This window comes from Streptomyces sp. NPDC058758 (genome assembly GCF_042746075.1).
Taxonomy (GTDB): domain Bacteria; phylum Actinomycetota; class Actinomycetes; order Streptomycetales; family Streptomycetaceae; genus Streptomyces.
Genome location: NZ_JBHYPS010000021.1, coordinates 25,018 through 46,576 on the forward strand (window position 1 = coordinate 25,018; position 21,559 = coordinate 46,576).

At 75.4% G+C, this 21,559-nt stretch carries 19 protein-coding genes; 6 read left to right on the forward strand and 13 right to left on the reverse strand.

Going from position 1 to position 21,559, the window contains the following annotated elements:
• Positions 1-7: 7 nt before the first annotated feature.
• The 3 genes from ACFW6A_RS23245 to ACFW6A_RS23255 form a co-directional block, all read right to left on the reverse strand.
• Positions 8-235, reverse strand: coding sequence for a ferredoxin family protein (locus tag ACFW6A_RS23245; protein ID WP_030497738.1), 228 nt, complete (start codon positions 233-235; stop codon positions 8-10).
• A gap of 42 nt (positions 236-277) precedes the next feature.
• Complete coding sequence (locus ACFW6A_RS23250) at positions 278-1,045, reverse strand: GntR family transcriptional regulator (protein WP_351854634.1); 768 nt, start codon at positions 1,043-1,045, stop codon at positions 278-280.
• 181 nt (positions 1,046-1,226) lie between these two features.
• On the reverse strand, positions 1,227-2,138 hold the full coding sequence (locus ACFW6A_RS23255; RefSeq protein WP_351854637.1) for a MerR family transcriptional regulator: 912 nt from the start codon (positions 2,136-2,138) through the stop codon (positions 1,227-1,229).
• A gap of 113 nt (positions 2,139-2,251) precedes the next feature.
• On the opposite strand from ACFW6A_RS23255, the gene ACFW6A_RS23260 reads away from it, so the two are divergent.
• Entirely contained in the window at positions 2,252-3,721 is a 1,470-nt protein-coding gene (locus ACFW6A_RS23260) for an alpha/beta fold hydrolase (RefSeq protein WP_386642453.1), read from the forward strand.
• A gap of 168 nt (positions 3,722-3,889) precedes the next feature.
• On the opposite strand, the gene ACFW6A_RS23265 is transcribed toward ACFW6A_RS23260, so the two are convergent.
• From ACFW6A_RS23265 to ACFW6A_RS23285, 5 genes are read right to left on the reverse strand one after another with little or no spacing between them, the layout of a single operon-like run.
• The gene (locus ACFW6A_RS23265; protein ID WP_386642456.1) at positions 3,890-4,693 is read right to left on the reverse strand and encodes an ABC transporter ATP-binding protein; all 804 of its coding nucleotides are present in this window, start codon (positions 4,691-4,693) and stop codon (positions 3,890-3,892) included.
• Positions 4,690-5,700, reverse strand: coding sequence for an ABC transporter ATP-binding protein (locus tag ACFW6A_RS23270; protein WP_386485947.1), 1,011 nt, complete (start codon positions 5,698-5,700; stop codon positions 4,690-4,692). Before ACFW6A_RS23270 ends, ACFW6A_RS23265 begins: the two co-directional genes overlap by 4 nt.
• Before the next feature lie 5 nt (positions 5,701-5,705).
• A complete protein-coding gene (locus ACFW6A_RS23275) occupies positions 5,706-6,575 on the reverse strand; it encodes an ABC transporter permease (protein WP_351854646.1) in 870 nt (289 codons plus the stop codon).
• Positions 6,572-7,525, reverse strand: coding sequence for an ABC transporter permease (locus ACFW6A_RS23280; RefSeq protein WP_351854672.1), 954 nt, complete (start codon positions 7,523-7,525; stop codon positions 6,572-6,574). The genes ACFW6A_RS23275 and ACFW6A_RS23280 overlap by 4 nt, the downstream gene beginning before the upstream one ends.
• Positions 7,522-9,159 carry an ABC transporter substrate-binding protein gene (locus ACFW6A_RS23285; RefSeq protein WP_351854649.1) on the reverse strand — a complete coding sequence of 546 codons (1,638 nt, stop codon included), beginning with the start codon at positions 9,157-9,159 and terminating at the stop codon, positions 7,522-7,524. The genes ACFW6A_RS23280 and ACFW6A_RS23285 overlap by 4 nt, the downstream gene beginning before the upstream one ends.
• A 144-nt stretch (positions 9,160-9,303) precedes the next feature.
• Between ACFW6A_RS23285 and ACFW6A_RS23290 the strand changes: the two genes are divergently transcribed.
• Positions 9,304-10,437, forward strand: a complete 1,134-nt coding sequence (locus ACFW6A_RS23290) for a LacI family DNA-binding transcriptional regulator (protein WP_386642459.1) — start codon at positions 9,304-9,306, stop codon at positions 10,435-10,437.
• A gap of 79 nt (positions 10,438-10,516) precedes the next feature.
• On the opposite strand, the gene ACFW6A_RS23295 is transcribed toward ACFW6A_RS23290, so the two are convergent.
• On the reverse strand, positions 10,517-12,151 hold the full coding sequence (locus ACFW6A_RS23295) for an amidohydrolase (RefSeq protein ID WP_351854654.1): 1,635 nt from the start codon (positions 12,149-12,151) through the stop codon (positions 10,517-10,519).
• A 204-nt stretch (positions 12,152-12,355) separates the two neighbouring features.
• On the opposite strand from ACFW6A_RS23295, the gene ACFW6A_RS23300 reads away from it, so the two are divergent.
• Both ACFW6A_RS23300 and ACFW6A_RS23305 read left to right on the forward strand, forming a co-directional pair.
• Positions 12,356-13,072, forward strand: coding sequence for a helix-turn-helix domain-containing protein (locus ACFW6A_RS23300; RefSeq protein WP_386642462.1), 717 nt, complete (start codon positions 12,356-12,358; stop codon positions 13,070-13,072).
• A gap of 190 nt (positions 13,073-13,262) precedes the next feature.
• Entirely contained in the window at positions 13,263-14,627 is a 1,365-nt protein-coding gene (locus tag ACFW6A_RS23305; RefSeq protein ID WP_386642465.1) for a Fic family protein, read from the forward strand.
• A gap of 72 nt (positions 14,628-14,699) precedes the next feature.
• Here ACFW6A_RS23305 and ACFW6A_RS23310 read toward each other — a convergent pair whose 3' ends face one another.
• The 4 genes from ACFW6A_RS23310 to ACFW6A_RS23325 are packed head-to-tail and all read right to left on the reverse strand — an operon-like array spanning position 14,700 to position 18,505.
• Positions 14,700-15,155, reverse strand: coding sequence for a MaoC family dehydratase (locus ACFW6A_RS23310; RefSeq protein ID WP_351854662.1), 456 nt, complete (start codon positions 15,153-15,155; stop codon positions 14,700-14,702).
• A 17-nt stretch (positions 15,156-15,172) separates the two neighbouring features.
• Positions 15,173-16,702, reverse strand: a complete 1,530-nt coding sequence (locus tag ACFW6A_RS23315) for a long-chain fatty acid--CoA ligase (RefSeq protein ID WP_386642468.1) — start codon at positions 16,700-16,702, stop codon at positions 15,173-15,175.
• Between the two features lie 10 nt (positions 16,703-16,712).
• On the reverse strand, positions 16,713-17,582 hold the full coding sequence (locus ACFW6A_RS23320) for an amidohydrolase family protein (protein ID WP_351854675.1): 870 nt from the start codon (positions 17,580-17,582) through the stop codon (positions 16,713-16,715).
• 11 nt (positions 17,583-17,593) lie between these two features.
• Positions 17,594-18,505 (reverse strand): SDR family NAD(P)-dependent oxidoreductase, encoded by a 912-nt coding sequence (locus tag ACFW6A_RS23325; protein ID WP_386642575.1) that lies wholly within the window; start codon positions 18,503-18,505, stop codon positions 17,594-17,596.
• A gap of 188 nt (positions 18,506-18,693) precedes the next feature.
• Between ACFW6A_RS23325 and ACFW6A_RS23330 the strand changes: the two genes are divergently transcribed.
• Positions 18,694-19,716 (forward strand): PaaX family transcriptional regulator C-terminal domain-containing protein, encoded by a 1,023-nt coding sequence (locus tag ACFW6A_RS23330; protein ID WP_386642471.1) that lies wholly within the window; start codon positions 18,694-18,696, stop codon positions 19,714-19,716.
• Positions 19,717-20,095: 379 nt separating this feature from the next.
• The gene (locus tag ACFW6A_RS23335) at positions 20,096-21,490 is read left to right on the forward strand and encodes an NAD(P)/FAD-dependent oxidoreductase (RefSeq protein ID WP_386483459.1); all 1,395 of its coding nucleotides are present in this window, start codon (positions 20,096-20,098) and stop codon (positions 21,488-21,490) included.
• The last annotated feature ends 69 nt before the right edge of the window (positions 21,491-21,559 follow it).

The window sequence follows — 21,559 nt, forward strand, 5'->3', positions numbered from 1 at the left end:
GCGCCTTTCACCGGAGCAGGTAGGGCATGTTGACGGTCACCGCGCCGGTGGGGCAGCGGGCGGCGCACGGGCCGCAGTACCAGCACTCGTCGACGTGCATGTACGCCTTGCCGTCCTCCTCGCGGATCGCGAGGGAGTCCAGCGGACACATGTCGACGCAGAGGGTGCAGCCGTCGATGCAGCGGGACTCGTCGATCGTCACGGGCACGTCGGCGCGCTGGGGCACGAGGGGCATGGCGGGCTCCGGGGGAAAGGGGTGCGAAGGGGGCGCGAAGGGTCAGAGGGAGCGGCGCAGCACGCCGCTCATGGTGATCCGGTCGCCGCGGAAGCGGATGAACTCCAGGTCCACGGGCCGGCCGCAGGGCAGATGGGTGAGCCGTTCCAGCAGCAGCAGGGCCGCGCCGCGCGGGGCCTGGAGCACGGCCGCCGCGTGCGCGTCGGCGTTCACCGCCTCCAGGGTGATGTCGGCGTGGCCGAGCGGGCCGCCGGTCAGCTGCTCCAGGAGCCGGAAGACGTCCGTGTTCTCCAGGTCGCAGCCGAGGAGTTCGCCGCCGACGTCCATCGGCAGGTACGACAGGTCGAGCGAGAGCGGCAGCCCGCCCAGGCGGCGCAGCCGCTCCACGCAGAGCACGTCCGCGCCGTCCGGCAGGCCGAGCCGGTGGGCCACCGGGCCGGGCGCCCGCACGGGGCCGAGGTTCCGCACCTCGTTGGTGACCCTGCCGTGCTCGTGCAGGGTCTCGGCGAGGCCCTGGAGCCGGTTCAGGCCGTGCGGGTACTTCTCCCCGACGACGACCGTCCCCACCCCCGGCTGCCGCTCCACGAGACCCTCGCCGCGCAGCAGGTCGAGGGCCTGCCGGACGGTGTTCCGGCTGGCGTGGTGATCGGCCGCGAGCACGTCCTCCAGCGGCAGCACCCCCTGGGGGAAGGCGCCGGTCAGGATCTGGTGCCGCAGCAGGTCGGCGAGCTGCCGGGCCCGGTCCGCGCGCAGCCGGCGACGGCGGGCGGCGGCGACCGGGAGGGCGGCGGGGGTGCGTTCGGCGGGCATGGCAGGGAACGTAACCGGGGTACGGCCCCGATGGTGTTGCCGCAGTATTGCGCCACCGGCACCACCCGGCGTACCGCTCTGACCTGCGGCGACGTCGGGCCGTGGTGGAGTTCCGCCACCACCCCGCCCACCAGGCGGACAGTCGGCCGCCCACGATCCGAACACCCCCGGGGCGGCCCCGTCAGGAGGCCGGGGGAGCGGCCAGGGCCTCCGTGAGGTGGTGGTGCAGCAGGCCGAGGGCGGGGCGGTCCGCCGGGAGGAGCGGCACGACCAGCTTCCAGTACCGCGCCATCACCGCCGTGCCCTCCCGGCCGAGGAGCCCGGCGAGACGCCGGCGGAAGGCGGGCGAGTCGGGTTCGCCCAGGGCCAGGGCGTACGCGCCGGCGAAGCAGTCCAGGGCGTCCCGGCCGCCGGGCGCCCGCCCGGCCCGCACCTCCGCGCCCGCCAGGTCGTACGCCTCCCCCAGGCCCTCGTACAGGACCGCCGCCCGGTACCGCTCGCCCGGCAGCGGCGGGCCCGGCGCCCGCTCCGGCCTGGGGTCGCAGACCAGCGCCCGCAGCCGGGCGAAGGCCCGCACCTGATCCGGCGTCGGCTCGTCCGGTGGCACCGGCACCACCTCGTCGAGCACCCGTGCCACCAGCGGCGCGGGCAGCCGCACGGGCAGCGACCGCCGCCAGAACCGGACCACCGCGTCCGAACCGGGCGGCAGCGCGGAACCGCCCAACAGGGGCAGCAGCTCGGCCCGTTCGGCGGGACCGCACTCCGCCAGGACCCGCAGCGACGCCTCCCGCCACGCCAGCGCGGACCGCTCGCGCGCCACGCCCGCCAGCTCCCCGGCGACCACGTCCGCCAGCCGGCCCTCGTCCTCCAGCGCCCGCGCCACCTCCGGCACGCCCAGGCCCAGGGCCCGCAGCGACCGGATCTCCCGCAGCCGGACCAGCGCCCCCGGGCCGTACCGCCGGTGCCCGCCGCCACTGCGCCCCGCCTCCGGGAGCAGCCCCCGGTCCGAGTAGTACCGCACGGTCTTCACGGTCACCCCGGCCCGGCCGGCCAGCTCGCCGATGCTCCACGTGCCGCCGTCCGCGTCCGTCACCCCGCACCTCCCGCCGCCGGCCCCGGCCGTCCGTGTCCGGGGTGGAATCTCCCCCTGGGGGAGTTCCTAGTCTGCCGGAGGCCGCTGGGGCCACGAGACGCGAGGAGGCGACGATGACGGCGTTCGTACTGGTGGGAGGGGCGTTCACCGGCGGATGGGTGTGGGACGGGGTCGCGGAGCGGCTGCGGGAGGCCGGGGCCGAGGCCCATCCGGTGACCCTGGACGGCGACCCCGGCGCCGGACTCGGCACGCACACCGAGCAGTTGACCGCGCTGCTCGACCGGACCGACGGCCCGGACGTCGTCCTCGTCGGGCACGACTACGGCATCCACCCGGTGCTCGCCGCCGTCGGCCGCCGGGCGGACCGGGTGGCCCGGGTGGTGTACGTCGCCGCCGGACTGCCGCAGGACGGGGACCCCGCCCTGCTCCTCGTCCGCGACGAGGCCGTCCGCGACCGGCTCGGCCGCGACGCGACGCCGCTGCCGCCGCCCCGGGGCGGGGAGTGGGCCCGCTGGGGAAGCCTCGACGGACTCACCGGCGAGGACCTCGACCGCCTCGACCGGCTGGCGGTGCCGCAGCCCGCCCGCACCCTCACCGAACCCCTGCGCCTCGACGCCGCCCTGGAGCGGGTGCCGGCCGCCGCCGTGATGTGCACCGCCGACGGACCGGACCTCGACGCCGTCGAGATGATGATCCGCACCGGCCCCGTGAGCCTGCGGAAGCTGGCGGGACCCGGCTACGCCTTCTTCGAACTCGCCGCCGGACACTGGCCGATGCTCTCCCACCCCGGCGAACTCGCCGGCCTCCTGCTGCGAGCGGCGGCGGGCGAGGGCCGCCGCCTCACCCTGGGGGAGGAGCAACCCTCCTACGACAGCCTGGAGTTCCTCCTCGCCACCCGGGAGATCCCGTACGAGCGGCACGACCGGCTCGACGTGTACGCCCCCGACGGCGAGGAGCGCCGGCCCGCCGTCCTCCTCGTCCACGGAGGCCCCGTCGACGCCGGCCGCGTCCCCACCCCGCGCGACACGCCCTTCTACCGGGGCTACGCCCGCCACCTGGCCGGGCTCGGCGTCGTCGGCGCCACCGTCGACCACCGGCTGCACGCCCTGACCGACTACGCCCGCGCCGCCGCCGACGTCTCCGAGGCGCTGGACCGGCTGCGCGCCCACCCCCGGGTCGACCCGGACCGGATCGCGGTCTGGATCTTCTCCGGCGGCGGTCTGCTCGCCGCGCACTGGCTGGCGGCGCCCCCGCCGTGGCTGCGCTGCCTCGCCCTCTCCTACCCGGTCCTCGCCGCGCCGCCCGGCTGGGAGACCGTCGAGTCGCGCTTCCGCCCGGTCGACGCCCTCGCGGGCGCCGGCGCGCTGCCCGTGGTCCTGGTCCGCGCCGGGCGGGAGCACCCGGCGTTCGCGGCGACGGTGGAGGCCTTCCTCGCCGCCGCCGGGAAGCACGGCACGGACCTGGAGCTCGTCGACGTGCCGGACGGCCGGCACGGCTTCGAGGCCCTCGACCGCACGGCCGCGTCCCGGGACGCCGTCGCCCGCTCGGTCCGGGCCGTGCTGGACCGGCTGACGGGCGCGTGAGGACGGCCCGGCGGCCTCCGGGGGACGCCCGGGCGGGCTCCCGGGCCCTCCTCCCGCCGGGCGCGCTCTCCGGGTCCTTTCCCCGCCCGGGCGGGCTCCCCGGCTCCTCCCCCCGCCCGGGAGCCGCCGACGGGGTTGCGGGCGGGGCCTCTGCCGGCGCCCCGCCCGTCACCCCCGGCCCGTGACCGCCGCCGGGTCCCAGCCGCGCCGCGGCACCGAGTCCAGCAGGAGCCGCGTGTAGGGGTGTTCGGGGGCGCCGAGGACGCGGTCCACCGGACCCGACTCCACCACCCGGCCCGACTTCAGGACCAGCACGTCGTCCGCGACGTGCCGCACCACCGCCAGGTCGTGGGTGACGAAGAGGTAGCCGATGCCGGCCTCGCGGCGGATCTCCCGGAGCAGGTCCAGGATCTGCGCCTGGATCGAGACGTCGAGCGCCGCGACCGCCTCGTCCAGGACCAGCACGCGGGGCTCCACGGCGAGCGCGCGGGCGATCGCGACGCGCTGCCGCTGGCCGCCGGAGAGGCCCCGGGGCAGGGCGGTCGCCTCGCGGGCGCCGAGCCCGACCCGGTCGAGGAGGTCGGCGACCCGGGCCCGGCGGGCGGCGGCGTCCAGGGAGGTGTGCAGCCGCAGCACCTCGTCCAGGCAGCCGCTCACCGGGATCCGCGGGTCCAGCGACAGGTACGGGTCCTGGAAGACCATCTGGACGTCCCGGGCCCGCGCCAGCCGCTCCGCGCGGTTCCGGGGGCGGGCCGAGCGGTCCCGGCCGTCGAGGCGGACCGTGCCGCCGTCGGCGCGCTCCAGGCCGACCAGCATCCGGACCGTGGTCGTCTTGCCGCTGCCGGACTCCCCGACGATCGCCAGCGAACCGCCCGCCGGGAGGGCGAACGACACGCCGTCGACCGCCGGGTGGTCGCCGTACCGCTTCCGCAGCCCGTCGACCACGAGCCCCTTCTCCGTGCCCGTCGTCACAGCGCGATTCCTTCCTCGGCGCGGAGGCACGCGGCGAAGCCCTCGCCGTGCCGTGCCAGTTCGGGCCGTTCCTCGGCGCAGCGCGCCACCGCGTGCGCGCAGCGGGCGGCGAAGGCGCAGCCGGCCGGGGCCTCCGCGAGCGACACCGGGCGGCCCGGGATCGGGCGGGGCGCGGGCGCGCCGGCCTCGATCCGGGGGGTGCAGGCGAGCAGACCGGCGGTGTAGGGGTGGCGGGGCCGGTCGAACAGTTCGTCGGTGGACCGGTGCTCCACGATCCGGCCCGCGTACATCACGTACACCCGGTCGCAGATCGCCGAGGCCAGCTCCAGGTCGTGGGTGACGAAGAGCATGCCGGTGCCGCGCTCGGCCCGCAGCCGGGCCAGGATCGAGATGACCTCGGCCTGGGTGGTGACGTCCAGGGCCGTGGTGGGCTCGTCGGCGACGAGCAGCGCCGGCTCGGCGGCGAGCGCGGCGGCGATGACGACCCGCTGGAGCATGCCGCCGGAGAACTGGTGCGGGTGGCGGCGCAGCGCCCCGCGCGGGTCGCGGATGCCGACCGCGGCGAGGAGTTCCTCGGCGCGGGCGGTGGCCCGGGCGGCCGGGGTGCCGGAGGCCCGCAGCCCTTCGGTGAGGAAGTCGCCGACGCGGCGCAGCGGGTTGACGGAGGCGCGCGGGTCCTGGAAGACCATGGCGACCTCGCGGGCCCGCAGCGCGGCCAGCTCCGTCCGGTCCATGGCGAGCACGTCGCGGCCGGAGACCCGGACCTGCCCGGCGGTGCGGGCGCCCTTGGGGAGCAGGCCGAGGACGCTGCGGCAGGCGACGGACTTGCCGGAGCCGGACTCGCCGACCAGGCCGACGGTCTCCCCGGCGCGCACGGTCAGGCTGACGCCGTCGAGGATCGGCCGGGCGGCCCGGCCGTCCGGGAGCCGCAGTTCGAGGCGGTCGATCTCCAGGACGGGAGGGGGCGCCGCGCGGTCCGCGGCGGGAGGGGGTGTGGAGTGGTTCATGGCGTTCACTTCTCCCGACGGGCGATGCGGTCGGCGAGGCCCTCGCCGACGATGCCGAAGGCGACCACCGCGAGCACGATGCACACGGACGGCGCGAGTGCCGGCAGCATCGCGCCCTGGAGGACGGCGCCCTGGCCCTCGTTGATCATGGCGCCCCAGTCGGCGGTCGGCGGCTGGACGCCGAAGCCGAGGAAGGACAGGGCCGCCAGGTCCATCAGCGCGTAGCCGAAGTTCATCGCGGACTGCGCGAAGACCGTCGGCGCGATGTTGGGCAGCAGATGCCGGACGCAGACCGTCCAGCCGGACCAGCCCTGCACCACGTACGCCTCTATGTACGGCCGCGCCTTCTCCTGCCGGGCGATGCCGCGCACCAGCCGGCCCACGTACGGGGTGTACGCGACGGCCATGGCGATCACCGGGGCGGTCATGCCCGGGCCGGTGACCGCGACCAGCAGGATCGCCAGCATCAGCCCGGGGACGGAGAAGACCAGGTCCATCGCCCGGGAGAGCAGCGCGTCCGCCCAGCCGCCGCGCCAGGCCGCCACCACGCCCAGCAGGGTGCCGAGCAGGGTGGAGACGGCGACGACGAGGAGCGGGCCGAGGAGGCCGGTGCGGGCGCCGTGGAGCAGCCGGGACAGGATGTCGCGGCCGGACTGGTCGGTGCCGAGGAGGTGGTCGCCGGAGGTGCCGACGAGGCTCGCGCCGAGGTCCAGGGCCTCGGGGTCGTACGGGGCGAGCAGCGGCGCGAACACGGCGACGAGGACGAGCACGGCGAGCACCGCGACCGAGGCCGCGAACAGCGGCCCCTGCCCGAGGAGGCGCAGCCTCCGCAGGCCCGGTCTGCGGAGCGGCACCGTGGTGAGGGTGGTGGTCATGAGGAGCCTTCCCCGGGGGAGAGACGGGGGTCGACGAGCGGCGCGAGGAGGTCGACCGCGAGGTTGACGAGGACGAAGGCCGCGACGCTGAGCAGGGTGACCGCCTGGACGACCGCGAAGTCCTGGGAGGTGACCGACTGCACGAGCAGCGAGCCGAGTCCGGGCACGTCGAAGGCGGTCTCCACGATGGCGGTGCTGATCAGCAGGCCGGCGAGCATGGTGCCGCCGACGGTGACGACGGGGCCCAGGGCGTTCCGCAGCACGTGCCGGCGGACCACGGTCCGGCCGGCGACGCCCCGGGCGCGCGCCACCTCGACGTGCTCGCGGTCCATCACGTCGAGCATCGCGGAGCGGGTGACCCGGGCGAGCAGACCCGCGAAGGTGAGGGCGAGCGCCAGGGCCGGCAGGGTCAGCTGGTGGAGCCGGGGCCCGAGGCCCTCGGCGGCCCCGCCGCCCGGCCCGGGGAACCAGCCGAGCCGCACCGAGAAGAGCGAGACGAGCGCGATCGCGGTGACGAAGGACGGGGTGGCGGTGGCCACGCCGGTGCCGATGAGCACCGCCTTGTCCGGGAGGCCGGGGCGGAGCGCGGCCAGCAGGCCGGCGCCGACGCCGAGGACGGCGACGAGCAGCGCCGCGTATCCGACGAGGAGGGCGGTGCCGGGGAGCCGTGAGCCGAGGAGGGCGGTGACGTCCTGGTGGTACTGGGCGGAGCGCCCGAGGTCGCCGGTGAGGACGCCCCCGAGCCACTTGCCGTACTGGACCACCAGCGGGTCGTCCAGGTGGTGCTCGGCGCGCAGGGCCGCCACGGTCTCGGGGGTCGCGGGGCGGCCGTGCAGCAGGAAGGTGACCGGGTCGCCGGGGGCGAGGTGGATGGTGCCGAAGACGACGACCGAGGTCACGAACAGCACCGCCACCAGGCCGAGGAGCCGGCCGGCGAGGAAGCGGGTCATGACGTCGCGGCCCCGATCGTCGCGGCCCACGGGTAGTAGAGCTGGGCGATGCCGGTGGGCGCGCCGGTGATCCGCTTGCCGAGGAAGACCGAGTAGGGCGCCTCGTAGACGGGGATGACCGGCAGCTCGCGCAGGGCGATCTCCTGGAGCTTCGCGGTCAGCTCGGTGCGCTTGGCGGGGTCGTACTCGGTGTTGGCGCGGTCGAAGGCGACGTCGTACTCGGCGTTCGACCAGTTGCCGTAGTTGCCGAAGTCCCCGGTGCGCAGGTACTGGTAGAACTCCAGCGGGTCCGGCGTGTTGTCGTAGCCGTTGGTGATGACCAGGTCGAGGCCCTCGCGGGCGGCCGGGTCGACGAAGATGTTGCTGTACGCGTCGGGGGAGACGGGCTGGAGCTTGACGTCCAGGCCGATCTCCCGGCCGGCGGCCTGCACGGCGTTGGCGACGACGCTGATCTCGGGGGCCATCGAGCTGGTCGCGAGGGTGACCTTCCGGCCGGTGGCGTGCGCCTCCTCGACCAGCTTCTTCGCGGCGGCGACGTCGTACGCGGGCTCGGGCAGCGTGTCGAAGAGCGCGGCGGTCTTCTCCGGTGCGAGCGCCCAGGCGCCGCGCGCGGCGGGGGCCTTGGCCGGCACGCCGACGCCGCCGGCGGCGGCCTTCACGATGTTCTTCCGGTCGAGCGCCATCGACAGGGCCCTGCGGACCCGGACGTCGCCGAGCGTGCCCTTGAAGTCGGTGACCGCGAGGTTGGCCGCGGCGGTGTTGGGGCCGAAGAGGAGCGAGCCCTTGCCGCTGCCGCGGAGCTGGGCGAAGGAGGAGGACGGCACCATGTAGCCGCCGTCGGCGGTGCCGGAGAGGAAGGCGTTGGAGCGGGCCGCGGCGTCCTCGACGAAGGTGAACCGCACCTTCTCCGACTTCGGGGCCAGCTTCGCGTCCCAGTAGTCCGCGTGCTTCTTCAGCGTGATGCTGTCGCCCTGCGCCCACTTCTCCAGGGCGTAGGGGCCGGTGCAGTTCAGCTTGCCCTCGGGGGTGCCGTAGTCCTTGCCCTCCTTCGCGAGGGAGGCGGCGCTGACGACGGTGCCGGGGGAGGCGGCGAGCAGTTCGTGGAAGAGGGCGTCGGCCTTGCCGAGCCTGATCGTCACCTCCAGCGGGCCGGTCTTCTCGATGGCGTCGACCGTCTTGAAGGCGGAGCCCCAGGGGGAGCCGGTGGCCGGGTCCATCTGCCGCTTCAGGGAGGCGACGACGTCGTCCGCGGTCATCACGGTGCCGTCGTGGAACCTCACGTCCGGCCGCAGGGTGTAGACGAGGGTGCGCGGGTCGGGCCGGTCCCACTTCACCGCGAGGCCGGGCTCGATGCGGAGGTCCGGGGTGACCCGCAGCAGCTGCTCGCAGACGTTGGCGAGCACGGTGTTCGGCGGGTAGTCGTACGCGAGGGCGTAGTCGAGGGTGTACGGCTCCGCGTAGAGCGACCAGGTGAAGGAGTCGAGCGGGCCCCTGGCGGCCGGGGAGGTCGGGGAGACCTGGAAGTCGGCGCCGCCGCCGGTGCCCTGCCGCGGTTGCGTGGCGCCGGAGCAGGCGGTGAGGGAGGCCGCGACGGCGGCGGTACAGACGAGTGCGACGAATCTGGGCGTGCGCATGCAGACCCACCCCTTTACGGGTGTAGTGACGGGCGCTGGGGGGATGGAGCGAGTATTGATGCGGGAACGTTCCCGCACAAGGGTTCCGGGCCCGCTTTGCGGGAACGGTTTTGCAATGGTCAGAGAGGTGGCACCATCGGCCGCATGACCGAAGCTTCAGCGCATGACGGAGCGAACCCGGAGGGTGGCGCGGCGACCGCGGGGCAGGACCCCGGCCGGGCGGTGCCGGCACCGGCACCGGTACGGGCGCAGGCACCGGCACCGGCACCGGCACCGAGGGTCCGGCTCGTCGACGTGGCCCGCGAGGCCGGTCTGTCCAAGACCACCGTCTCGGCGGCCCTGAACGGCACCGGCCGGCTCTCCCCCGAGGTCCGGGAGAAGGCCCGCGACACCGCGCGCCGCATGGGCTACCGGCCCAACGCCACCGCGCGCCAGCTGCGCGCGGGACGGGCCCGGCTGATCGGCTACGTCGTCGGCGAGCTGGCCGACACCCCGTGGACCTTCCTGGAGTCGCCGTACTTCGCCCGCCTCACCGGGGCCACCGCCGCCACCGCGCTCGCGCGCGGCTACGCGGTGGTCCTGCTGCCCGCCGGCTCCCTCCAGAGCGAGTGGGCGGCGCTGCCCCTCGACGCCGTGGTCGTCGCCGACCCCGTCGCCGACGACCGGATCGTCGAGGACCTGCTGGCCGCCCGCATCCCGGTCTTCAGCGACCGGTCCGTGGAGGGCCGGCCCGGCGCCCACTGGGTGGACGTCGACGCGACCGACGTCGTCGGACGGACCCTGGACCACTTCCACGCCCAGGGCGCCCGCCGGCCGGTGCTCGTCGTCCCCGACAGCACCACCCGCTTCCACCGCGAGGTCGACGCGGCGCACCGCGCGTGGTGCGCCGCGCACGGGCTGCCGGAGCTGTCCGTACGGGCCGCCGAGGCCGGCAACGGGCCGGTGATCCAGGCCGTGGAGACCGCCCTGGGCACCGGAACCGACCGCCCCGACGCCCTCCTGGTGGTCGCCGAGGCCAGCCCGCCGCTCGTCCTGGAGGCGGCCCGCCGCCACGGCTACGACGTCCCCGGCGACCTCCTCCTCGCCTGCGTCAGCGAGGACGAGACCGCCGTGCACACCGAACCGCCGGTGACGACGCTGAGCCTGCGCCCCGACGCGGTCGCCGAGGCGGGGATCGCCCACCTCGTCGCCGTCCTGGAGCAGGGCCTCCAGGAGACCGGCGGGGCGCTCGTGCCGGTCAGGCTGGACGTCCGGGCGTCCTCGGTGCGGCCGGGCTAGGAGCCGTACACGGGGGCCGCAGCCGTACCACCCGGCCGGGCGGCCTCCCCGGACGGCCGGCCGGGTACGAGGCCGCGGGTCAGGCCTCGTACACCGGCCGGCCGCCGACGTACGTGCGCTCCACCCGGGCCTCGGCGATCTCGTCGGCCGGCGCGGCCGTGATGTCCCGGTCGAGGACGACGAGGTCGGCGAGGTGGCCCGGCAGCAGGCTGCCCGCGTCGTCGAGGCCGTTCACGTGGGCGGTGCCGGCCGTGTACGCGGTCAGCGCCGAGAGCAGGTCGAGGCGCTCCTCCGGGTAGAACACCCGGCCGTCCCCGGCCTCCGGGTCGCGCCGGTTCACGGCGACGTGGACGCCCTCGATCGGGTTCGGGCTGGAGACCGGCCAGTCGCTGCCCGCCGCGAGGGTCGCCCCGGCGCGCAGCAGCGAGCCGAACGGGTACTGCCAGGACGCCCGTTCCGGACCGAGGAACGGGATCGTGAGCTCGTCCATCTGCGGCTCGTGCGCCGCCCACAGCGGCTGGATGTTGGCGATGGCGCCGAGCGCGGCGAAGCGGGTCAGGTCGTCGGGGTGGACGACCTGGAGGTGCGCCAGGTGGTGGCGGTTGCCGCGCCGCCCGTTCGCCCCGATCGCCGCCTCGATCGCGTCCAGCGCCTCCCGCACGGCGCGGTCGCCGAGCGCGTGGAAGTGCACCTGGAAGTCCAGGGCGTCGAGTTCGGCCACATGCCCGCGCAGTGCCACCGGGTCGACGAAGCTCAGGCCGGAGTTGCCGGTCGCGCAGCCGCAGCCGTCGAGGTACGGGGTGAGCATCGCGGCCGTGAAGTTCTCCGCGATGCCGTCCTGCATGATCTTGACCGAGGTGGCGCGGAACCGTCCCGAGGTCAACCGCTCGCGCCGGTCGACCAGTTCGGGGATCTGCTCGGAACCGCGCTCGCGGTCCCACCAGAGCGCCCCGGTCACCCGGGCGGTGAGCGAGCCGTCCTTCGCCGCCGTCAGATAGGCGTCCGACGGGTCGGACATGCCGTTGAAGGAGCCGAGCAGGGCGTCCTGCCAGCCGGTGATGCCCAGCGAGTGCAGCAGCCGCTGCGCCCGCAGCAGGCCCGCCAGCCGGTCCTCCGCGGTCTTGTCCGGCACCAGACGGGAGACCAGGCCGGTCGCGCCCTCCTGGAGCATGCCGTTCGGGGTGCCGTCGGCCTCCCGCTCGATCCGGCCGTCCGCCGGGTCCGGGGTGCCGGCGGTGAGGCCGGCCAGCTCCAGGGCCCGGGTGTTGGCCCAGGCGCCGTGGTGGTCGCGGTTGGACAGCAGGACCGGGCGGTCCGGGACGACCGAGTCGAGGAGCGTCCGGGTCGGCACGCCGCCCTCGAAGCTCTCCATCGACCAGCCGCCGCCGGTGATCCACTCCCGGTCCGGGTGCGCCTCGGCGTACTCCCGGATCCGCTCCAGGTACTGCGCGACGTCCACGCTGCCGGTGAGGTCGCACTCGGCGAGCTCGGTGCCGCCGCCCACCGCGTGGATGTGGGAGTCCTGGAAACCGGGCAGCAGCAGCTTGCCGGTCAGGTCCACCACCTCGGTGCCGGGCCCGATCAGCTCGCGCACCTCGTCGTGGCCGACGGCCGTGATCCGGTCGCCGGTGACGGCGAGCGAGGTGGCCCGGCTCCGCGCCGGGTCCAGGGTGAGGACGGGGCCTCGGGTGAAGACGAGATCGGCCTGGGGCATGCGGCGGCTCCCTTGCGTGCGGCCGCGCCGGAGGGGCGCGGGGCGGACGACGGCCGGCCGGAGCGCGGTGCGGCGCGGGGCTGCCGTCGGACGGGTCGTACCGGTCGGCGGCCGGAGCGGGCCGGCGTCGCCGTTCGGGTGACGGGCGCCATGGAAGCCCGCGAGCCGTTTACACGTCAATGGTGTTGACGTAAGGTCCCGGCCATGTCCGCACGCGTCGTACCCGAAGGAAGCCGGCAGCGCCGCCGGCCCACCAAGCAGGGCGCCGTCCTCTCCGAACGGCTCATCGTCGACACCGCGCTGCGCCTGGTGGCCCAGCACGGCGCCGAAGCCCTCTCCGTACGGAGGCTGGGCGCGGCCCTCGGCGCCGACCCCAGCGCCCTCTACCGCTACTTCCGCAACACGGACGACCTGCTCCTCGCGCTCGCCGACGAGGTCATCGGCCGGGCGCAGGAGGGCTGGGAGGCGACCGGCGACTGGCGCACGGACCTGCGCGCGCTGGGCCTGCGCATCCACGGTTCGTACGTCGCCCAGCCCCAGGCCGCCCTGCTCGCCGCGCACCGCACGACGGGCCGCACCCACGAGACGCGGGCGGTCGAGAAGATCCTCGGCATCCTGCGCGACGGCGGCTTCCCCGACGCCCTGGCCGTCCGCGCCTACCACGCCTTCGTCGACCAGGCGCTGGCCTTCGCCGCCCAGGACGCCGCCGCCGGGGCGATGCCGCCGGCCGCGCGCGAGGCGGACGCCGAGGTATGGGGCGAGGTCTACGGCCGCCTCCCGGCCGACACCCACCCGCACATCGCCGCCACGTTCCCCCTCCTCGCCGCCGACATGCGCGACAGCGGCTACCCCTTCGCCCTGGAACTGATGCTGACGGCGCTGGCGCGCCTGCATCCGGACGCGGCGAAGGACGGGAGGTAGGGCCCCTTCCGCAACCGCGCAGGCGCCGCGCCGGAACCGCCCACCGCCGTCTCCGTCTCCGTCTCCGCCGCCTCACTTCCGGCTCCCTCGCTCCGTTTTCCTTCTCCCTCGCCCCGCACCCGCGGAGAACCGTGCGCGGCGCGGGAAAACCGCTTGCCGGGGGCCGAGGGGGACGTGGCAGCCTGCCCCCGTGAGCTTCGACGTGGTGCCCGGCACCCTCTCCTGGGACGAGGCCGACCCCGACCGCCATCCGTTCGACCACGAGGAGGCGGCGCGGATCGTCCGCTCGCTCGGCCCGGCCCGGCGGGTGCCCGCCCGCCCGGACGGCCACGCCGCCGATCCGCGGGTGAACCGGTGGAGCCACGAGGAGGGAAGCCGGTGGGCGGACGCCATGTCGTTCGCGCTGGCGGAACGGTACGGCCGCTGGGCCGTGGGCTGGCGCTGGGCGCACGACGAGGGGGACTTCGACGGCGGCCCCGTCGGCAGCTGGTGCTGCCCCCGCGACTCGATCACGACGCCGGAGGAGACGGTGGACCGGGTCGTCGCGGCGCTGTGCGAGTGGCGCGGCTGGCTGGAGGACCTCGCGGACCGGTTCGAGGCGCACCCGCTGGACCCCTCCCGGATCGGGGAGCAGCGGATCCTCTGGGAATGTGCCGCCCGCCACCTCGTCCTGCGGGTCGTCGACCGCACCGGCTGCGGCAGTGGCTGGTACGGACACTGCCGTCAGGTGCTGACGTGGTTCCTGGAGCGGTGGGGCGTGCCGGGCGAAACGGCGGCCGCCTGGGTGGACGAGGCGATAGGGGGCCGGTTCCGCAGCTGGACCGGCCCCGACGTTCCCCTGGTCCACGACGTCGCGGAGCGCATCGCCTCGGCCCTCCCGGCGGACGGGATACCGGAGCGGCCCCTCCGGCCGCCGGCCGATCACCTCGCGGAATGGCTCGCCGTCCGGGAGGCCGTCGCGTGGCAGGAGGTGCCCGATCCGGAGGGCGGCGGCACGGCGACGCCGGTGACGGACGGCCCCGCCGAGGACTTCCGCGCCTTCGACGGAGCCGTCGACCCGGCGCGTGCCGCGGGCCTGCTCGCCGCGCTCGACCTGCTCAGGGAGGACGCCGCGCGCGGCGTCCGCCTCGACTTCGACCTGCTGCGCGGCTGGCAGCGGCGGGTGCTCGGCGTGCCGGAGCCGCCCGCCTTCCGGGACCGCCCCGCCTTCGCCAAGGACGGACGCGAGCGCTACGGGCTCGCCCCGGACGCCCGGGCCCGCCTGGACGCGTGCCTGGCGCAGAGCGACCGGGGCGCGGGCGCGCCGCTGTCCCTGCCCGCCCGGGCGGCCAGGGCCTACCTGGACGTCTGCTTCTTCCACCCCTTCGACGACGGCAACGCCCGGGCGGCCCTCCTGGCGCTGCTCTTCGTCCTCGCCCGCGAGAACGTGGCACTGGACTCGGTCCTCCTCCTCCGGCGCTGGAGCGTGCGGGCCGACGCGCCGGAGGACGCGCGGCAGCTCGCCGGTTTCGTCGCCTTCCACATCCGGTACTCCCGGGAGCGCGCGGGCGCCTGACCTTCCGGGTCCCGGGCACGGGCGTGCCGAAGGGGCGGTCGCCGGGGTGGCGGCCGCCCCTTCGGGGTGGGATCAGGCGTAGAAGCGGTAGACCGCCTGGGCGACGCAGGCCGGCTTGTCGGTGCCGTCGATCTCGACCGTGAGGTCGACGGTGACCTCGACGCCGCCGCGGACGTCCTCGACCGCCGCGATCCCGCCGTGGGTGCGGATCCTGGAGCCGACCCGGACGGGGGAGGGGAAACGGACCTTGTTCAGGCCGTAGTTGACGGCCATCGAGACGCCCTCGACCTGGAGGAGCTCGCTCCACATGGGGATGAGGAGGGAGAGGGTGAGGTAGCCGTGGGCGATGGTGCCGCCGAAGGGGCCGGCCGCGGCCCGCTCCCGGTCGACGTGGATCCACTGGTGGTCGTCGGTGGCGTCGGCGAAGGTGTCGACGCGGGACTGGGCGATCTCGACCCAGGAGCTGTGGCCGAGGTCGGCGCCGGCCCGGGCGCGGATCTCGTCGATGCCGTGGACGGTGAGGGCCATGGGGGTTCTCCAGAAGGTCAGTGGGCGGGGTCGTTGCCGTAGTGGTCCCTGATGGGGCCCTTCAGCAGCTTTCCGGTGGCGTTGCGGGGCAGTTCGGGCGCGAGCACGACGCTCCGCGGGATCTTGTAGCGGGCCAGCAGGCCCCCGAGGTGGGCGAGCAGTTCCCCGGCGGTCGGGGAGGTCCCGGCGCGCGGCACGACGACCGCGCGGCCGACCTCGCCCCAGCGGGCGTCGGGGACGCCGATGACGGCCGCCTCGGCCACGTCCGGGTGGCGGAGCAGGGCGTCCTCGACCTCGGCGGGGTAGATGTTCTCCCCGCCCGAGATGATCATGTCCTTGAGGCGGTCGACGAGCGTGACGTAGCCGTCGGCGTCGACGGTGGCGACGTCGCCCGACCGGAAGCGCCCCCCGTCGCGGAAGGCCGCGGCGGTCGCTTCCGGCAGGTTCCAGTAGCCGGGGGTCACGTTCGGCCCCGCCACCACGACCTCGCCCTTCTCGCCGGGCGCCGCCTCCGTGCCGTCCTCGCGCTCCACCCGCACGTCGGTGAAGAAGTGCGGGACGCCCGCCGTGCCGGCGTGGCTCGCCGAGTCGGCCCGGTCCAGGATGAGCGCGCCGGGCGCCGCCTCGGTCATGCCGTACCCCTGGACGAAGGCGAGCCCCCGGTCCAGGTACGTCCGGGCGGTCCGGCTCGGCACGGGCGCCCCGCCGCACAGCAGGAGCCGCAGACCGGTCAGGTCCGCCTCCCGCCACCCGGGGGCGGCCGCCATCGCGTCGTACATCGTCGGCACCCCGAACAGCGCGGTGACGCCGTGCCGTTGGATCAGGCGCAGGGCCCGCTCCGGGTCGAAGGCCGACTCCAGGACCACCGTGCCGCCCTTGAGGAGGGTCGGCAGACAGCTCATGCTGAGTGCCCCGGTGTGGAAGAGCGGGGCGCTGACGAAGGCGACCTCGTCGGCGGCGATGTCGGTGTCGACGACGACGTTGAGGCTGTTCCAGACGATGTTGCCGTGGGTGAGGACGGCGCCCTTCGCCCGGCCCGTGGTGCCCGAGGTGTACATGATGAGGCAGACGTCGTCGTGCCCCACCTCCTCGTCGAGCGGCTCCGTCGGCGCGGCGGCGAGCAGGTCCTCGTACGCCGGGCCCGGCCCCTCGCCCTCGACGGAGAACAGGACGGCGGTCCCGGCGGCCGAGGCCAGCTCGGCCACCTTGCCCTCCGGCTGCCTCGCGTGCACCAGCACCCCGCTGCCGGAGTCGGTCAGCTGGTACGCCAACTCGGCCGTGGCGAGACGGGTGTTGAGCGGCACGAAGACCGCGCCGAGGAGCCCGGCGGCGAACAGCGTCTCCAGATACGCAGGATGGTTCGGGCCCAGGAAGGCGACCCGGTCCCCGCGCTCCACGCCCGCGCCCCGCAGGACGTGGGCCAGGCGGGTGGAGCGCTCGTGGAGCGTCGCGTAGTCGATCGAACGGCCCTCGTGGACGAGGGCGGTCCGGCGGGGGCTCCTGCGGTTCCGGCGGGCCGGCCAGGACCCGATGCCCTGGTTGCGCATGGCGTCCCCCTCAGGTGGTGGTGAGGCCGAGCAGGCGGGCCGCGTTGTCCTTCAGGATCTTCGGCCGCACCTCGTCCTTGATCGGCAGTCCGGCGAAGTCCGCGAGCCAGCGGTCCGGGGTCAGCAGCGGGTAGTCCGAGCCGAAGAGGACCTTGTCCTGGAGCAGGCTGTTCGCGTAGCGGACGAGTTGCGGCGGGAAGTACTTCGGCGACCAGCCGGACAGGTCGATGTACACGTTCGGCTTGTGCGTCGCCACCGCCAGCGCCTCGTCCTGCCAGGGGAAGGACGGGTGGGCGAGGACGATCCGCATGCCGGGGAAGTCGGCGGCGACGTCGTCCACGTCCATCGGGTTCGAGTACTTCAGCCGGATCCCGCCGCCGCCCGGCGCGCCCGCGCCGATGCCGGTCTGCCCGGTGTGGAAGACCGCGATCGCGCCCGCGTCCTCGATGGCCTCGTACAGCGGGTAGGCCATCCGGTCGTGGGGGTGGAACGCCTGGAGGTTCGGGTGGAACTTGAAGCCCTTCACCCCGAACTCCTCGACCAGACGCCGGATCTGCCGGACCGCCGCCTTTCCCTTGAACGGGTCGACGCCCGCGAAGGGGATGATGACGTCCGGGTTCTCGGCGGCCGCCTCGGCGATCTCCTCGTTCGGCACCGGCGCGGTGCCGGTGGCGGACTCCGCGTCGACGGTGAAGACCACGCAGGCCATCGACCGCTCGCGGTAGTGCGCGGCGATCTCCGGGAGCGTCGGGTGCCGGTGCTCCGCCTTGAAGTACGCGCCGGCGGCGGCGTCCAGCTCGGCCGAGAGCGACGCCCCGCCCTTCGCCGACACCTCCGCGTGGGCGTGCACGTCGATGGCGACGAGCGCGTCGAGGTCCATCACGGCGCCGCTCACAGGACCGGGGCGGGGATGCCGTAGGTCTCCGGGGCGCGGCCGACCGAGACCGGCCAGGCCGCGGCGATCGCGTCCGCGCTCCAGCCGCCGTCGGCGTACGCCACCGCGACCTCCTGCGGGTGCGACCAGAGGGCGAGCTTGTCGCCGCCGATGCCGATGCACTGGCCGGTGACGCCGGCGGAGGCGTCCGAGGCGAGGAAGGCGACCAGGCCGGCGACGTCCTCCGCGGTGCCGAAGCCCTCGCCCTTGCGCAGGCTGTCCGGGAACGGGGTGCCGTGCTGCTCCAGCGCCTCGATGTGCGGGGCGAAGACCGGAATGGTCTTGGTCATGGCGGTGGCGGCGACCGGGATGACGGCGTTGGCGGTGATGCCGGCGCGGCCGAGCTCCATCGCCCAGGTGCGGACCATGGCGGCGATGCCGGCCTTGGCGGCGGCGTAGTTGGTCTGGCCGAAGTTGCCGCGCTGCCCGGCGGGGGAGCCGGCGACCACGATCCGGCCGCCGTCGCCCTGCTCGCGCATGCGCTCCACGGCGGCGCGGACGCAGGTGAAGGTGCCGCGCAGGTGCACCCGGACGACGGTGTCGAAGTCGTCGTCGGTCATCTTCCACAGCACGCGGTCGCGGAGCACGCCCGCGTTGGTGACCATCGTGTCGATGCGGCCGAAGCTGTCGACGGCGCGGGCGACGAGGGCCTCGGCGGCCTCGGTCGAGCCGACCGGAACGACCTCGGCGACGGCCTGGCCGCCCGCCCCGGTGATCTCCTTCACCGCGGCGGCGGCCGCCTCCGCGTCCATGTCGTTGACGACGACGGACGCGCCGGCGGCGGCGAGCGAGCGGGCGTAGGCGAGTCCGAGGCCGCGGCCGCTGCCGGTGACGACGGCCACCTTGCCGGTGAGATCCACCGGGTTCACCTGGGGAGTGGTCATGGACGGGGTCCTTCCCGTGAGTCGAGTGGGCCGGGGGCGGGGCGCGGGATTCCCGCCTCGCTCACGCACCGGCGGCGCCAAAGTTAGGCAAGTTATCGCCCGTGGTCAATAAAGTGCCGAATATTGGTTCCGGGGCCTCCGCCGGGAGCCGCCCGCCCGCCTACGCTGTCCCCGTGACCCCATCCGCCGCGAAGAGCACCACCAAGAGCACCGCGCAGAGCCCCCCGGAGGGCGCTGCGCAGAGCGCCCCGGACAGTGCCCCGCAGGGCACCGGGCGCCGCACCGCGAACGGCACCGCGCCCGGTGCCGGGCGGCCCCCGAGGAGCGCCGCGCGACGCGCCCAGGAAGGCGGGCGCGAGGCCGGACCCGAGGCCGGCGAGCGCGGCTCCGCGCCCCGCCCCCAGTCCCTGATGCTGAGCTTCTTCGGCATCCACGTGCTCGGCACCGGCACCGCGCTCTCCTCGGCGAGCGTCATCGACGCCCTCGCCCGCGCCGACGTCGGCGAGGACGCCGTCCGCTCCACCCTGACCCGGATGGTCGGCAGGGGGCTGCTCGACCGGCACCGCCGCGGCCGCCGCATGTACTTCTCGCTGACCGACCGCGCCGCCGCCGTCCTCGCCGACGGCGAGGAGCGCGTCCGGCGCACGGGCGCCGTCAACCGCGCCTGGGACGGCACCTGGACCCTCGTCGGCTTCTCGCTCCCGGAGTCCTGGCGCCGGGAGCGTCACGACCTGCGCTCCCGGCTCGTCTGGGCCGGCTTCGGCCCGCTCCAGAGCGGCCTGTGGGCGGCCCCCGGCCGCGTGGACGTCGAACCCCTCGCGGCGGAACTCGGGCTCGGCGACCGTATCAGGGCCTTCCACGGGCAGGCCGCAGCGCCGACCGAGGCCGGCCCCCTGCTGCGCACCGCCTTCGACCTCGACGCCATCGCCACCGGCTACCGCGCCTTCCTCGCCCGCTGGGGCGACGACGGCCCCGCATCCGCCGACGCCCGCGACGACCTCGGGCGCCAGCTCCTGCTGCACACCGACTGGCTGGAGCTCGTCCGCCGCGACCCGTACCTCCCCGCCGAACACCTCCCCGCCGACTGGCCGGCCGAGGCCGCCGAGAGGACCTTCCGGACGCTCTCGGAGCAGTACGACCCCGCCGCCCGCCGCATCGCGGAAACCCTCCTCGACCGCTGGAACCCCCAGGCCTGAACGCCCCCGGCCGACCCGCGTCCGAGGCGGGCCGGCCGCTTCCGGCGGGTGGGTGCCCGAAGGCGACCGGCCGCCCCCGGCGGGCGCGGGGACGAGAGGCCGGATCACCCCTTGGCCGGTGGCCCCGCGAGGCCGGCCGCCTCCGGCGGACGGGTACCCGAAGGAGGCGCCCGCCCCCGCGGGTGCAGGTCCGACGCGTTCGGGGAGGACTTCCGGGCCGGCCCCGGCAACGGCACAGGGGCGGCCCGGCACCGGTCCCGGCACCGGCGTCGGTCCTTACGTCAACACCATTGACCTTGTCGTGCACGGCCGGGTCTCATGGGCGGCACCTCGGAAGGGGCCCCGCGACCGGGCCCCTCCGCGATCCGAAGGACACCCCATGGACCACCTGCACGCGCTGCGGGACGCCGCGCCGGCCCCGTTCTGGCTCGACGACCCCCGCCGGCCCCAGGCCGCCCCCGCCCTCGTCGGAGGCACCACCTGCGACCTCCTGGTCGTCGGCGGCGGCTACGCCGGACTGTGGACCGCGCTCGTCGCCAAGGAGCGCGACCCCTCCGCCGACGTCGTCCTCATCGAGGGCGAGGAGGTCGGCCACGCGGCCTCCGGCCGCAACGGCGGCTTCTGCGAGTCGAGCCTCACCCACGGCCTGGGCAACGGCCTGGACCGCTGGCCCGACGAGATCGGCACCCTCGAACGCCTCGGCCGCGAGAACCTCCGGGCGATGGAGGACGCCGTCGAGCGGTACGGCATCGACTGCGACTGGGAGCGGACCGGCTCCCTCACCGTCGCCACCGAGCCCCACCAGGTGGCCTGGCTCGCCGAGGAGGCCGAGACCGCCGCCCGGTACGGCGCCGACACCGCGCTCCTCGACGCCGATGCCGTCCGTGCCGAGATCGACTCGCCGACCTTCCTCGGCGGCCTGTGGAACAAGGGCGACACGGCCATGGTCAACCCGGCCCGCCTCGCCTGGGGCCTCAAGCGGGCCTGCCTCGACCTCGGCGTCCGCATCCACGAGCACACCCCGGGCCTCTCCCTCGACGAGCACGGCGCCGTCGTCGCCGTCCGCACGCCCTACGGCCGGGTCACCGCACGCCGCGTGGCCCTCGCCACCAACGCGTACCCCTCGCTGCTGCGCCGCCACCGCCTCTACACGGTGCCCGTCTACGACTACGCGCTGATGACGGAGCCGCTGAGCGAGGAGCGGCTCGCCGCCGTCGGCTGGAAGAACCGGCAGGGCTGGTCCGACCCCGCCCACCACTTCCACTACGTGCGGATCTCCGCCGACAACCGGATCCTGTGGGGCGGCTACGACGTCGTCTACGACTACGCCGGCCGCGTCAGCGCCGAGCGGGAGCGGCGCCCCGAGACCTTCGCCACCCTCGCCCGGAACTTCTTCCGGACCTTCCCCCAGCTGGAAGGGCTGCGCTTCACCCACGCCTGGGGCGGGGCCATCGACACCAGCACCCGTTTCTGTGTCTTCTTCGACACGAGTCACCACGGCAAGGTCGCGTACGCCGCCGGCTTCACCGGCCTCGGCGTCGGCGCCACCCGCTTCGGCGCCGAGGTGATGCTCGACCTGCTGGCCGGCGCCCGCACCGAGCGCACCTCCCTCGCGCTGGTCCGCCGCAAGCCGCTGCCCTTCCCGCCCGAGCCCGCCCGCGCGATCGGCATCGGCATCACCCAGCGCGCGCTCGCCAGGTCCGACCGCAACGAGGGCCGCCGCGACCTGTGGCTGCGCACCCTCGACCGCCTCGGCCTCGGCTTCGGCAGCTGATCCGCCCCCGCCCCCCCCGCCCGTCCCCTCCCACCGGCACGACCGCCGCGCGCCGCTCCTCCCGAGCGG